This window comes from Corynebacterium sp. HMSC034A01, assembly GCF_001838175.1.
Lineage (GTDB): Bacteria > Actinomycetota > Actinomycetes > Mycobacteriales > Mycobacteriaceae > Corynebacterium.
In genome coordinates, this window is the sequence record NZ_KV835948.1 from 55199 (window position 1) to 68245 (window position 13047).

Genomic DNA, 13047 nt, shown 5'->3' on the forward strand with positions numbered 1-13047 from the left:
GATCTACTCCTTCACCTGCCACTGCGGCCCGTCGGCCGTGTCGGTCACCTCGATGCCGGCCGCAGCCAGCCTGTCGCGCACCTCGTCGGCAGTCGCCCAGTCCTTCTCCGCGCGGGCGGTCGCCCTGCGCTCCAGCTCCGCGCGCACCAGCACATCCAGCGCGTTGCTATTGCTTGTCGACGCCGGCCACGCCCCCGGATCCACCCCCAACACCGCCGCCATCGCACGCACTTGAGCTGCGATAGGAGCAGGATCAGAAGCCTTGTTGCCCTCGCGGACTAGGTTGTGGATCTCGGCGAGCGCCTTGGGCACGGAGAAGTCGTCGTTGAGCGCTTCGGCGAACCCGTCGGTCCAGGTCGTGGGCTCGGGCATACCGGCGCGCTTGACAAACTCTTCGATGCGCCGGTAGCCGGCAGCCGCCTCTTGCAACGCCTCCGGCGAGTACTCCAGCACGCTGCGGTAGTGTGCCGAACCCAGGTAGTAGCGCAGCTCAACCGGGCGTACCTGCTCGAGCATCGCGTCGATGGACAGCACGTTGCCGAGAGACTTCGACATCTTCTCGCCCGCCATGGTCACCCAGTGGTTGTGCATCCAGAAGCGCGCAAAATTGTCGCCGGCCGCATGCGACTGCGCCTGCTCGTTCTCGTGGTGCGGGAACTGCAGGTCCAGCCCGCCGCCGTGGATGTCGAACTCGGAGCCGAGGTACCACGTGGACATTGCCGAGCACTCGAGGTGCCAGCCGGGGCGGCCCGGGCCCCACGGGGTGGGCCAGCTCGGCTCGCCGGGCTTCGCGGCCTTCCACAGGGCGAAGTCCGGGTCGTCGCCCGTCATGTCCTCCAGTTTGTTGCCGGAGATCGAACCGTAGTCCCCGCCGGCTTTCACCCAGGCATTCACGTCGAAGTAGACGGATCCTTCGCGGGTGTAGGCGAAGCCTGCGTCGATAAGCCGCTGCATGTAGTCGACCATCTGGGTGACGTGCCCGGTCGCGCGCGGCTCGACGGACGGCGGCAGCACCCCGAGGGTGTCGTAGGCGCGGGTGAACTCGCGCTCGTAGGTGGAGACCCACTCCCACCAGGGGCGGTTGTGCTCGCGCGCCTTGGTCAGGATCTTGTCGTCGATGTCCGTGACGTTGCGTGCGAACGCGACGTCGTAGTCGTTGGCCAAAAACCAGCGGCGGACGATGTCGAACGCGACACCCGAGCGCAGGTGCCCGATGTGCGGCTTGGCCTGCGGGGTGGCACCGCACAGGTAGATCGAGACGTGGCCGGGCCTAATCGGCTCGAAGTCGCGCAGTGTGCGGGTCTTGGTGTCGAAAATGCGTTGCTTCACAACACCGCAGTCTACAGAGACGACTCGTCCACCTTGAGCTCCGAGTAGCGCGCCTCCGGAACGCTGAACTCGTACGGCTTACCCACCGGCTCCCAGACCTGGTCCGCGCTGCACTTCACGTCCTGCGCGTCGCCGTCGAGCATGGTGAAGCCCCACACCAGCCGTCCCTGCTTTCCGGCATCGAGGGTGTACGGGCCGACCACCTGGTTCAGCGACCAGGTGGCCTGGTGCACGTAGTTCCAGCCGTACGCACGGGAGACGTTCTTCACCAGGTCGCCCTTCGGCGTGAAGGTGCCGGAGACCTCCAAGGTCTGCACCCGCTTCTCCTTCACGGTCTGCTCCACCGGCACCGGACCTTCGGTGTCGTTGCCCACGCTCGCGGCGTCGGTCTGCTTGAACCAGCGGCGGGTGGCGTCGACGTAGGTGTCGGTCATGCCCGGGGTGGCGCAGTAGCTACCCGGGGCGAGGTCCTCGTTCCAGCGCTGCGGGAGCTCGAAGTCGTAAGGCTGCGCGTTGGCGGGAGCAGCAAACAGCAACGCTGCCACCAGCGCAGGGATCACCCGCTTCATTTACGCACCCCAGTCAGTGTTCTCGCGGGTGCTCACGCGGACGTGGCGCTCCTTCGGCATCGTCGCGGTGAACGTGTTGCCGGCCGCTTCCCAGGTGCCGCCCTCGCCGCACACGGTCTCCTGGCCCTTGAAGTCGGAGACGATCCAGCCGGCCTGCAGCACAGCGGTCTTGCCTGGGGCGATGTTGTACGGGCCGACCTTTTCGCCGACCTCGTAGGACTGCTCGTTCGTGTAGCTGGTGGAGAAGGTGAACTGGATCAGCTTGGCCACGTCGAAGCTCAGGCCCGCGGTGACGTTCCAGGTCTTGGTCTTGGTTTCGGTGATGGAGCGGGTCACGGGCAGCGGCTCGTCGTTGTAGTTGGCCACGGTCCAGGTGCCGGCGGAGCCGTCGAAGTAGCTGCGGACGATCTCCACGGTCTGGCCGCGGTCGCCCGGGTTGGCGCACTTGTCGCCGATGGTGGTCGGGTTCGTCTCGTCGTAGGTGCGCTGCGGCAGGGCGTTGGCGGCCGGGGCGAGAGCGATAACAGCGGCGGTGGTGAGCAGAGCAATGGTGCGTTTCATGGTTATTCCTTAGAGGTAGGTTTGGGTGGGTACGGGGAGGTTGCGGTACTCGTCCGGGGTGACGTCGATGACCTGCTTGGTTCCGTCCTTGCTGGTCACGGTGGCTTCCGCCCAGAAACCGGACGGCGCCGCCGACTGCGGGTGCGTCACCACGCGGGAGTACTTGCCGTCGCGGCCGGCGGAGATTTCGCTGTAGTTGATGCGCGTCATCGTGGTGCCGTACTCGACGCGGACGCGGTCGCCCGGCTTCAGGTCGATGGGTTTCAGCGGGGTGTTCACCGGCATGTAGGCGCGCTTGACCGCCCCGACGGAGCTGAGCCAGCCTTCCGGCAGCCTGCCATCCTCGCCCATCCAGTTGAGGTACTGGTTGTTCTCCGCGCCGACGACGTAATCCGTCACGGGGCGGAAGGTGTAGTCACCCTTGGACCAGTTGAGGAAGTCCTGCGAGTACCCCGGCTTGCGGAAGGTCGGCGCGACCGCCTCGATGTCGTGCGGGTACCAGGACTTGTCGCCCTCGCGTGCGGGCTCGTTCAGCTGCGGCCACTCTTCGTCGCGGCGGAAGGAAGCATCAGGCTTTACGACGGCGTCCCGTTCCCCCGCCACCTTCTCCAAGCTCGGACCAGAGGTGGCGGTGTACGTGTCGCCGGCAGGCTTCGAGTTCGCGCCCTCAGCACGGGCAGGGATCTCCATGGCCAGGTTGGACACGGAGCCGTCTGCCTTGATGATGTACGCGAACGCGTAGCGCTCCGCCGGGCCGGTGCCACGGATGACGTTCGCGCCCGGGGCGTTGCGCAGCACGCCGTTGTCGCAGGTGACGAACATGGAGATGAAGTCCTTCTCCAGCACGCCGTAATCCACGCGGAACGACTCACCCGGGCCGAGCTTGATCGGGCCGAAGGTCTCGCCCTCGATCCAGCCGTTGGACTCCTTCAGGCCGATGTCGGCCTTCGCGGTGGTGTCCCAGCCGCTGGGCAGGGCCGCCTTCGAGTTGGCCTCGATCTTGCGGTTTGTGCCCGTCTCCACCGTTGCCGTGTAGGGCACGGTTTGGTCGGTGCGGTTGGTGAACTGGAGGGTGCCGTCCGCGAGGTAGCGGCGGGCAGTCTCGCCGTAGCGCCACTCGGGCGTGACACCGGCGCTGCACTCCGTGTCCAGGTTCTCAATGGGGTACCCCTGCGGCATCGCCGGGACCGCCGCCGCGATGGGGGCGTGGGCCACCGCGACCGTTCCGAGCACCGCAGCGAGCGCTGTACGTATTTTTCGCATGCGGTCACGATAACCCTCCAACTTCCTGGACGGAAGCTAAAACCGCAGGTAGGGAACTTTAGTTACGGAATAGGGAACTTTCGTTCCACCAAAGCCGTCGCAATGGCCGCGCGGCCCTCGCCGCTGCCTGTGAACCCCATGTGGTCCGTGGTCGTCGCCGAGACAGACACCGGTGCGCCAAGGGCCTCCGAGAGCACCCGTTCCGCTTCCTCCCGCACCGGCGACATCTTCGGGCTCTGGCCGATGAGTTGGGCGGAGACGTTGACGACGCTGTGGCCGTGGGCGTCGAGAAGCTCTTTGAGCTCCTGCAGCAGCTGTATTCCGCGAACCCCGTCGTACTCCGGGCGGCCGACGCCGACGAAGGAGCCGAGGTCGCCGAGGCCGGAGGCGGACAATACGGCGTCGACGATGACGTGGCTGACCACGTCGCCGTCCGAGTGGCCCTCGCAGCCGTCCTGGCCTTCGTGGAGGATGCCGGCGATCCAGCATTCTTTCCCGGGTTGGATCTGGTGGGCGTCGAACGCCGTGCCTACTCGAAGATTTGTCATAGGTACGACGCTACTTCAGGCTCGCCGAAGTCGTGGACGGCGTAGTACCCCTGCATCTCCTCGAGCTCAATCTCCTTCCATTGCTTTTCCAGCGCGGCGAGGGTATCTAGGGTGTCCTCCGGCTCCTTACTCGGCGGATACTCGAATGTCATGCCGAACCTGTCCTCCATCGCGCGGATCGTGGCCATGCATGCGTCGTAGTCGAAGTCGTTTTCGTACTTCTCCACCGCAGAGTGGCAGCGGTTGTAAAACTCGGCACGGTCCTTGCGTTTCTGGCGGCGTTGCTCCAGCGTCGTCTTCCATCTCGGGTTCACCGGCTGCAGGTAGTCGGTGATGAACCCTTCCGGGGCGGAGACCTGGAAGGTACCGTCCGCGTGCAGCCACACGATTTCGCCGGTGACCGGGTCAGGCGCGTAGTAGACGCGGCGATCGGTCTTGACGTTGTGGTGGTGGGCACACAGGCTGAACAGGTTGGACGCGGTGGTCTTGCCGCCCTCGTCGTACGGGATGCGGTGGTCCAGCTGGCAGTTTTCGGCTTTCACGTTGCAGCCGGGCCAGAGGCACACCCCGTCGCGGGCCTGCACCAGCGCACGGATGGCGGCGGTGGGCACGTATGCCTCAGTCTCGGCATGTTCCGCTTCGTCAAGGTCCACGATGTGAGGCGGGTTGTCCTCCAGCATCTGCTCTACCGCGGCGGTGCCGTCGGCGTCGGTCCACCCGAAGTTCGGGATGTAGTACGAGCTGCCCGGCGTCTTCGAGGTGAACATGTAGAGCACGACCTTCGGCGTCGCACGAATCTCGCCGGTGAGGATTGCCTTGATCGCGTCGTCCCTTGAGAGCTTGTGCTCGCGCGCCACCTGTTCGGCGAAACGCTCCATCAGGCCGACCGTGACGGGGTCGCCCTCCACATTCAGCCCGGCATCGCCGTCGTCCTGGCCGTAGAAGATGCTCCGGCAGGTGCCGAACGGCAGGTCTTTCTCTTTCTTCCGCTCCTTGATCTTCTTTTGGTTCGGCGCGAGGTCGGAATCGATGCGCTGGATCCGCTCGCGCAGACGGCGACGCAGCGAGCTTGGCGACGGCAACTCCGCCCCCACCCGCCTCGGCGTGAATACCTTGACCAGATACTCATCCATGTCCGCGAGAATGTCTGGCGTAGCCAGATCGTTGAGGCGGTTCAGCGTGGACTCGATGGCCGACAACCGCCGAACATCTAGCCTTCGGGTCGCTTCTTGCAACGCACGCAGCTTCGGCAGATCCGCCAGCACCGAATACCCAAGAATCCCGCTTTCAGCCCAACTCTGGCTCTCCCCTACCGCCATCGCGATCGAATGGGCCTCTAGTTCGAAGTCCTCCACTTCCACCAACGGCTTGGCGTAACTGTGGAAGACTGCAAACTCCGCTTCCCGCATCGCCTGGCCAGCAGCAGCGACTGGGCAACCTTCCTTCTCAGTGATAAAAGTTCCGCTCATGTCTCACCCTCCTTCCCGAAACTACTATCGAACATAATGCCGACACATATTTCATGTCAAGGGTTTTCTAGAACTTTTTTCGGACTCTTTTTCGAACACACAAGAAGGTAAGAGTCCCCCACGCGTACCTATAGCAAACGACCCCGACACGGGCCTTAGGCTGCGCCGACCACGCTTTCCGCGAGCTTCAGATCCAGCGGGGTGGTGATTTTGAACGCCATGGGATCCCCCTCCACGGTCGCGACCGGCACCCCGAACCACTCCATCAACGAGGCGTCGTCGGTGGCGACAAACGCGGGCTTCTCCGCGAGGTACTTTTCGTTCGCCTCGCGCAGCATCCGCAGGTCAAAGCCCTGCGGCGTCTGGGCGGCGCGCAACGCGGACCGGTCCAGGGTTGCTTCGACAACGTCCCCCGACACCCGCTTCACCGTATCCGCCACCGGCACCACGGGCACGACGGCGGGGGCGCCGCCCAGCACCGCGTCGACCACGCGGGAGACCATCGAAACAGGAGTCAATGCGCGGGCGGCATCGTGAACGACCACGCAGGCGTCGTCAAGCGAAATTGCTTTAAGCGCGGCGAAGATGGAGTCCGCGCGCTCCGCGCCCCCGTGCACGAATTGGACCGTATAGTCCGCGAGAAGTTCGCGAGCGCGCGCTTCCATCGACGGGCTGACTACCACGACGACATGGTCGACTACCTCGGACATCGTGGCCACGGAGCGCTCGAGCAGCGTGCGGACGCCGAGCTCCACATACGCCTTGGGCACCTCGGCGCCGAGGCGGGTTCCCTGGCCGGCGGCGGCGACGACCGCCACAGTTTCGCGGCGCAATTTACTTGTCGTCGTCCTCGTCGTCGAAGGAAAGGTCGTCCAGGTCCACCTCGTCATCGTCGTCGACCTGGCCCGGATCAACGGAGATGCCGGCCTTGACCTGCTCGTCGATGATGGCCTGGATCTGCTTGTCCATCTCGTCGACCTTCTTCTCGTCCACCGGCTCCGCCAGCGCGAGCTCGCCGACGAGAATCTGGCGCGCCTTGCCCAGCATGCGCTTCTCACCAGCGGAAAGACCCTTACCCTGGTCGCGGCGCCAGAGGTCGCGGACCACCTCGGCCACCTTGTTGATGTCGCCGGACGCGAGGCGCTCCTGGTTGGCCTTGTAGCGGCGGGACCAGTTGCCCGCCTCCTCCACATCGGTCTCGCGCAGCACGGAGAACACCTTCTGCAGGCCTTCCTCGTTGACCACGTCGCGCACACCGACGAGCTCGGAGTTCTTCACCGGAACGCGCACTTCAAGGTCCGAGTGGAGAATCTGCAGCACCAGGTAATCGAGCGTCTCCCCGCGCATCTCGCGCTGCTCGATGTCGGCGATGCGGGCCGCTCCGTGGTGCGGGTACACGACCACTTCTCCGACCTTGAATTCCATTGCGGCTCCTTGCGTCGTTAGGCGAAGTTCAGACCCCAACACCCTACCACCGAGCATTTTGCTTATCGACGACCAAAGGTCGGCTCGCCCAATAGGGGGAGCAAGTGGGAAAACTTGCTGTGCGGACGCTAGAGTAATGCGGAGAAAACCCTCGAATGAGTTTGATGATGGAGGACACCCCCGTGAAGTCCCTGAAGCGCGTCGCTGCCGCCGCCGTCGCTGGCTGCGCAACCCTGGCCCTCGTCGGCTGCTCCGCCGGCCAGATCACCCAGACCTCGAACCAGGTGGCGGCCGTTGACGGCGCTAGCGCCTCCACCGAGGACGGCTCCGTCGCCGTTCACGACGTGACCGTGGTGCTGGCAGAGGACGGCCAGGCCGCCCTGAAGTTCACCGCCACCAACCAGGACACCTCCATGAAGGACCACACCCTGAAGTCCGTCGAGGTGGACGGCAAGCCGGCGACCGTTTCCAGCACCTCCGCTATCGCCTACAACTGCGCGCTGGTCGCGGATTCCAAGGACGGCCTGGAGCGCATGCCGCAGGACAAGAACGACAACTGCATCGAGTACACCGCCACCTCCCTGGTGAACCAGGGCTTCGCCTACGGCGGCAACGTCCCGGTCACCTTCAAGTTCGACACCGGCTCCGTGGACGTGAACGCGACCGTGTCCGCACCGACGCTGGCTTCCGGCCAGGTGGACCGCGAGGTTTAGTTCCTCTTTTAGAATTTGCCGCTGGTTTGACCAGCGGTTTTTTCGTGTTCGAACGCCGTGTCGGGGCCGTGTTATACGGTGTGCCGCATGGCAAAGAAACCCCGTGTGATCCACACCTGCACCGAGTGCGGCTACTCCTCCCCCAAGTGGCTCGGCCGCTGCCCCGAGTGCGGGTCCTGGGGCACGCTCCAAGAGGAGGCGCCGGTTGCGTCGGGCCCGGTGAAGACGTCCTCGCTGACGCCGTCCGCCCCCGCAAGCCCGATCACGAAGGTCGAGGCTGCGGCGACGAAAACTGTGAAGTCGGGCATCCGGGAGCTGGACCGCGTGCTCGGCTCCGGCGTGGTTCCCGGCTCTGTCGTGCTGATGGCGGGCGAGCCCGGCGTGGGCAAGTCCACCCTGCTGTTGGAGGTGGCCTCGCGCTGGGCGAAGCAGGGGCGCAAGGCGCTCTACGTCACGGCCGAAGAGTCCGCGGGTCAGGTCCGGGCCCGCGCCGAGCGCACCGAGGCGCTGGTGGACACGCTGTACCTTGCCGCCGAGTCCAACCTGGACGTGGTGTTCGGGCACGTGGAGCAGCTGAAACCCTCGCTGCTGATTGTGGATTCGGTGCAGACCATGCACGCGGCTGGCGTCGAAGGCGTGGCCGGTGGCGTGGCGCAGTCCCGCGCGGTCACGGCGGCGCTGACCACGCTGGCCAAGACCACGAACATCCCGGTGCTGCTGGTGGGGCACGTGACCAAGGACGGCAACGTCGCCGGCCCGCGCGTGCTGGAGCACCTGGTGGACGTGGTGTTGAACTTTGAGGGGGACAGGCAGTCGTCGCTAAGAATGCTCCGGGGCATTAAGAACCGCTTCGGCGCCACCGACGAGGTCGGCTGCTTCGAGCAAACCTCCGGCGGCATCCGGGAGGTGCCGGACCCGTCGGGGCTGTTCCTGTCGCACCGCGGGCAAACGCCGGACGGGTCGGCGGTGACGGTGGCGATGGACGGCGTGCGCCCCATCCTCGCCGAGGTGCAGGCGCTGACCGTGGACCCGGTGAATAAGAGCCCGCGGCGCGTGGTCACCGGCTTGGATTTCAACCGGGTGCCCATGGTGCTGGCGGTGCTGCAGGCGCGCTGCGGGGAACGCACGAACGATAAGGACGCGTACGTGGCCACCGTCGGCGGGGTGAAGATCACGGAGACGGCCACGGACCTCGCGGTCGCGCTTGCCACTTGGTCGAGCTTGCACGAGAAGCCACTGCCTGCGAAAACGGTGGTTGTGGGCGAGGTGGGTCTGGCGGGAGAGATCAGGCGCGTGCCCAACCTCGGCCGGCGCCTCCAAGAAGCGGCGCGCATGGGCTACACCGGCGCGATCGTGCCTGCCGGTGAGAAGCTGTCTATCGACGGCCTGACGGTCCGCCCCGTCTCCACCCTCGCGGAGGCGCTGTCCTTGCTACAGTAGGCGCCATGAATGAGGGGGAAATTCAGCGGGCTATTCACGTGCTCCGCGAACACACGGCAGATACACACCACGTAGTTGCAGTCATCGAGACGGCGACGTTTCTGTTGCGGGGAGGGTTGCACGACCAGGCGTTGGGCCTGGTCTCCGGCACCGAGCCGTTCATCGAGCATCCGGCGGAGGCGATGGGCGCCCTCGGGGAATTCTTCGCGGCCGCGGTGGACGCTGGGTTGGGGGAATATCCACTCGTGCGGTTCACCTCCCCGCGCTGGCCGGGCACGGGCCCGCGGGTGGCGTCGCTGGCGGAGGCGTTCGGGGGGACGAGCAGGCGCGTGGATGGGTATTGCCTCGACCTGGCGGATTTCGCGGACACGGTGGTGTTTTCGTTGTCGTCCCCCGTCGGGACGCACCTGCCGGAGCCGGACCAGCTGGTGGAGCAGGTGGATGGTGCTGCAGGACCTGGACCTGGGCACGGAGCAGGCCCGCCAGATCTTCGACGCGGCCGGCGCGGTGGCGTTCCACCCGTCGCTGGACTACGTGGTGGTGTTCCAGCTCGCCCTGCTTGCGGACGAAGCGCGGCGACCCCTGGACACCCTGGCGTTTCTGAACGCGCTGTCGCAGCTGCCGGAGCGCATGTGCCCCGGCATGGAAGAAGTAGATCTCGCGCTGGTGAAGGCCGCGAACTACATGGACTTGGGCGCGATGCGCGACGCCGCGGCCTGCCTGCTGCTGGACACGGCCGGCAAAGAGCCTGACACCGCCCTGCGCCGGTATTCGCTGGTGATGCGCAGGCTGCTGAGCACCGACGAGTTCGACGCGGCGCTGTACCTAGTCTCCCCTACCCAGGACATTGTGGACGCTGGGCACGGTTCGCCGTGGTGGCGTCTGCAAGGGGCGTCGGCGGTGGCGCAGTGGGTCGCCTCCGCGGCCGATCCCGGGTTCGGGCAGCTCTGGCCGTCGGCGCGCGCTCGTCTTGAGCGCGCGTTTTCCGAGTACGTGGACAGCGGCGCGTCGGAGGGTCTAGGTTCTCAGTACGTCGGCAACGTGGTTACAGCGCTGCAGAAAACGCAGCGCGCGGCCGAGGCGGTGGACCTTTCGTCGTGGGCGCTGCCGGTTGCCGCAGAGTCGAACAACCCGCGGGAGACGCTGTTTACGCTTTGCGACAACGCAGTGTCGCTGTTTTGCTGCGAGCGCTTTGCGGAATCCGCGATGGTGCTTGAGTCCGTGCACCAGCGGGCGCGCGAGGTAGGTGACGCGGAGGCGATGGGGTGGGCCGTTAACTACCTGCGCGACTTTGGGGTGTTCTCGGGATCGCCCGCGTATTCGCAGGCGCTCGAGCGGCTTAGGTGATGTTGAAGGGGCTGGCGTCGGAGGCATTGTCCCCGATCACGCCGTGCAGGAAGTAGGAGCCGGCCTTCACTTCCGGGCGATTGTCGCACTGCCCCGGCTGCGATGCAGTGGCGGACCAGCGGGCCTCCCAACGGCGCTTCTCGCCCGGCGCGAACTCGACGTTTCCTGCAGCGACTGGCGGGTAACAGTCGGTGTCAGACCAGATGCGGTCGTTGGTGGCCATGTCGTAGACCTCGAAGCGCAGCAGGTCGTCGTCCAGGTTGATTACGCAATCGGTGTCGGTGGGGTTTTCCACTTCCATGTAGAACACCGGCTGGACCCCGACAGCGTACGAGGGCTGGTTGCTGGACGCGTGGATTTGCAGGTCCGCCAACTCGCAGCTGCCCTTCTTCACCGGGGCGGCGGCGGTTTCCTCGCTCGGTTGGGTGGGTGCCTCCGAGGATGTCGGTGTCGTGCTTTCTTCGGAAAGCTGCACCGTCGGCTCGGTGGCCAGGGTGGTGGACGGGGCTTCCGCCACGGTTTCGGGGGTGTTTTCCGTCTCGTCCGTCTTTCCGCTGCGGGCGAACGCGGACAGGCCCCACACCAAAAGCGCCACAACCACCAGCAGGATGACGAGTGCCGCCACGCGGCGGCGCATGTAAATCTCTGGAGGCAGTGGGCGCTGGTTCGACATGCCTATAACTTAATCGCCGAAGTTTTCGTAGGTGGTCTCGACACGGCCGTCGGACAGGCGGTAACGCGCACCGACCACACCGACCGTCTTGTGCTCCAGCCCGGAAATGACGGCCGGGATGCGCGCCACCAGGTGCTCTGCGCCGTTGCGGGCGTGCGCCTGCTCCACCTGTTCGCCGCGGGTTTTCGCCTCCGCCACGGCCGGCGAAATCTTCTCCACGAACACGCGCGTCAGCCCCGGAGGGATGTCACCGGACTCGAGCGCGGACACCGCGGCGCCCACAGCGCCGCACTTCTCATGGGCGAGGAAGAGCACGAGGTCCACCCCGAGGCCGTCCACGGCGTACTCCACCGACGCCGACACGGCGGAGTCCACGCAGCCGCCGGCGGTGCGGATGACAAAGATGTCGCCGAAGCCGGCGTCGAACAGCAGCTCAATGGGCACACGGGAGTCCGAGCAGCCCACCACGCACACTGCCGGGTTCTGGCCGGAGGTGAGCTGCTGGCGGGTGGCTGGGTCGCGGCGCGGGTCCGCGGTGTTGCCGGTAGCGAAGCGCTCGTTGCCGGCTTTCAACAGCTCCCATACCTCGCGGGGTGTGGTGGCGGCCTGGAGATCGGTTACGTCAGTCATGACCACTATTGTTGCACGCATTGTGACGAAACTGCGCCCAAACAAGATCATCGACTGGTACCGAGCCAACGCCCGCGAGCTGCCGTGGCGAAACTCGTCAACGTCCGCTTGGGGCGTGCTGCTCAGTGAGGTGATGAGCCACCAAACTCAGGTCGAGCGCGTCGCCCCCATCTGGCAAGAGTGGATGGAACGCTGGCCCACCCCGGCGGCGTTCGCGCAGGCTGGCACGGACGAGATCCTGCGGGCCTGGGGCAGCCTGGGCTACCCGCGCCGGGCCCTGCGCCTGAAGGAATGTGCGCAGGTCATCGTGGATGAGCATGGCGGCGAGGTGCCGGAGGACGTCGATAAGCTGCTGGCTCTCCCCGGCATCGGCGACTACACCGCGCGGGCCGTGGCGTGCTTCGCGTACGGCAAAAACGTGCCGGTTGTGGACACGAACGTGCGGCGCGTGGTCGCGCGCGTGGAGCGCGGCGAGGCGCTCGGGGCGCCCGGCAAGAAGGAGATCGAACAGGTTGCGGCTCTGCTCCCTGCGGAAAACGGCCCAGAGTTTTCGGTGGGTCTGATGGAGCTCGGTGCGCTCGTGTGCACCGCGCGGGCGCCGAAATGCGAAAAGTGCCCGGTGAGTTCTGAGTGCGCGTGGCTCGCAGCCGGCAAGCCTGAGGCCGAGGTGAAGAAGCGAACTCAGAAGTTTGTTGGCACCGACCGCCAAGTGCGCGGCAAGATCATGCGGCTGTTGCGCGAGTCTGAAAGCCCCGTTGAGCAAAAGCTTATCGACGCCCTCTGGCACGACCCCGCGCAGCTCTCCCGCGCGCTATTTTCCCTGCTCGAAGACGGTTTAGCTGAGCAGGACGAGAAGGGCTACTTCCACCTGCCGCGGTAGTGCAGCCCACCGGGTAGCTTCACGTACACGCCACCGCGGGAGTTGAAGGTGACCGGCCCGATCTTCCGTGATGCGGACACGCCGGACTTGGAGTAGTTGAGCCAGCTGCCGTCGCTGATCTTTTGGCGCTTGCGGTACTGAATTCCCATGGAGGGGAGCTTACACTGCTTCCCATGCGTAAACGGTGGTGTCTTTTTGCT

The 13047-nt window shown here is 65.7% G+C and carries 15 protein-coding genes; 4 read left to right on the forward strand and 11 right to left on the reverse strand.

All coding sequences use genetic code 11. The annotated features are described in order from the left end of the window. Nucleotides 1-3: 3 nt before the first annotated feature. The 8 genes from cysS to HMPREF2791_RS04795 all read right to left on the reverse strand — a co-directional run bounded on the left by cysS (nt 4) and on the right by HMPREF2791_RS04795 (nt 7164). On the reverse strand, nt 4-1329 hold the full coding sequence (gene cysS, locus HMPREF2791_RS04760; RefSeq protein ID WP_070844583.1) for a cysteine--tRNA ligase: 1326 nt from the start codon (nt 1327-1329) through the stop codon (nt 4-6). A gap of 11 nt (nt 1330-1340) precedes the next feature. Then, a complete protein-coding gene (locus HMPREF2791_RS04765; protein ID WP_070844584.1) occupies nt 1341-1898 on the reverse strand; it encodes a hypothetical protein in 558 nt (185 codons plus the stop codon). Then, a complete protein-coding gene (locus tag HMPREF2791_RS04770; RefSeq protein WP_070844585.1) occupies nt 1899-2459 on the reverse strand; it encodes a hypothetical protein in 561 nt (186 codons plus the stop codon). A gap of 9 nt (nt 2460-2468) precedes the next feature. Then, nucleotides 2469-3722, reverse strand: a complete 1254-nt coding sequence (locus tag HMPREF2791_RS04775) for a hypothetical protein (RefSeq protein ID WP_070844586.1) — start codon at nt 3720-3722, stop codon at nt 2469-2471. Nucleotides 3723-3784: 62 nt separating this feature from the next. Then, nucleotides 3785-4270, reverse strand: a complete 486-nt coding sequence (ispF, locus tag HMPREF2791_RS04780) for a 2-C-methyl-D-erythritol 2,4-cyclodiphosphate synthase (protein ID WP_070844587.1) — start codon at nt 4268-4270, stop codon at nt 3785-3787. After that, nucleotides 4267-5739, reverse strand: a complete 1473-nt coding sequence (locus HMPREF2791_RS04785) for an HNH endonuclease signature motif containing protein (RefSeq protein WP_141764918.1) — start codon at nt 5737-5739, stop codon at nt 4267-4269. Before HMPREF2791_RS04785 ends, ispF begins: the two co-directional genes overlap by 4 nt. 155 nt (nt 5740-5894) lie before the next feature. Beyond that, entirely contained in the window at nt 5895-6572 is a 678-nt protein-coding gene (gene ispD / locus HMPREF2791_RS04790) for a 2-C-methyl-D-erythritol 4-phosphate cytidylyltransferase (RefSeq protein ID WP_246825432.1), read from the reverse strand. Nucleotide 6573: 1 nt separating this feature from the next. After that, nucleotides 6574-7164 carry a CarD family transcriptional regulator gene (locus HMPREF2791_RS04795; protein WP_070844590.1) on the reverse strand — a complete coding sequence of 197 codons (591 nt, stop codon included), beginning with the start codon at nt 7162-7164 and terminating at the stop codon, nt 6574-6576. Nucleotides 7165-7331: 167 nt separating this feature from the next. On the opposite strand from HMPREF2791_RS04795, the gene HMPREF2791_RS04800 reads away from it, so the two are divergent. The 3 genes from HMPREF2791_RS04800 to HMPREF2791_RS04810 all read left to right on the forward strand — a co-directional run bounded on the left by HMPREF2791_RS04800 (nt 7332) and on the right by HMPREF2791_RS04810 (nt 10664). Beyond that, nucleotides 7332-7877 carry a hypothetical protein gene (locus tag HMPREF2791_RS04800; protein ID WP_070844637.1) on the forward strand — a complete coding sequence of 182 codons (546 nt, stop codon included), beginning with the start codon at nt 7332-7334 and terminating at the stop codon, nt 7875-7877. 87 nt (nt 7878-7964) lie between these two features. Further along, nucleotides 7965-9317, forward strand: coding sequence for a DNA repair protein RadA (radA, locus tag HMPREF2791_RS04805; protein WP_070844591.1), 1353 nt, complete (start codon nt 7965-7967; stop codon nt 9315-9317). A gap of 441 nt (nt 9318-9758) precedes the next feature. Continuing rightward, nucleotides 9759-10664 carry a hypothetical protein gene (locus HMPREF2791_RS04810; RefSeq protein ID WP_070844592.1) on the forward strand — a complete coding sequence of 302 codons (906 nt, stop codon included), beginning with the start codon at nt 9759-9761 and terminating at the stop codon, nt 10662-10664. Here the strand turns inward: HMPREF2791_RS04810 and HMPREF2791_RS04815 are convergent. Further along, the gene (locus HMPREF2791_RS04815) at nt 10657-11337 is read right to left on the reverse strand and encodes a hypothetical protein (protein ID WP_070844593.1); all 681 of its coding nucleotides are present in this window, start codon (nt 11335-11337) and stop codon (nt 10657-10659) included. The genes HMPREF2791_RS04810 and HMPREF2791_RS04815 overlap by 8 nt on opposite strands. Nucleotides 11338-11346: 9 nt before the next feature. Beyond that, nucleotides 11347-11967, reverse strand: coding sequence for a carbonic anhydrase (locus HMPREF2791_RS04820; RefSeq protein WP_070844594.1), 621 nt, complete (start codon nt 11965-11967; stop codon nt 11347-11349). Here HMPREF2791_RS04820 and HMPREF2791_RS04825 point away from each other — a divergent pair. Beyond that, nucleotides 11966-12847, forward strand: coding sequence for an HhH-GPD family protein (locus HMPREF2791_RS04825; RefSeq protein WP_070844595.1), 882 nt, complete (start codon nt 11966-11968; stop codon nt 12845-12847). The two genes, HMPREF2791_RS04820 and HMPREF2791_RS04825, sit on opposite strands and share 2 nt — an antisense overlap. Here HMPREF2791_RS04825 and HMPREF2791_RS11815 read toward each other — a convergent pair. Then, nucleotides 12826-12996, reverse strand: a complete 171-nt coding sequence (locus HMPREF2791_RS11815) for a DUF4236 domain-containing protein (RefSeq protein WP_141764919.1) — start codon at nt 12994-12996, stop codon at nt 12826-12828. The genes HMPREF2791_RS04825 and HMPREF2791_RS11815 overlap by 22 nt on opposite strands. Nucleotides 12997-13047: the final 51 nt, after the last annotated feature.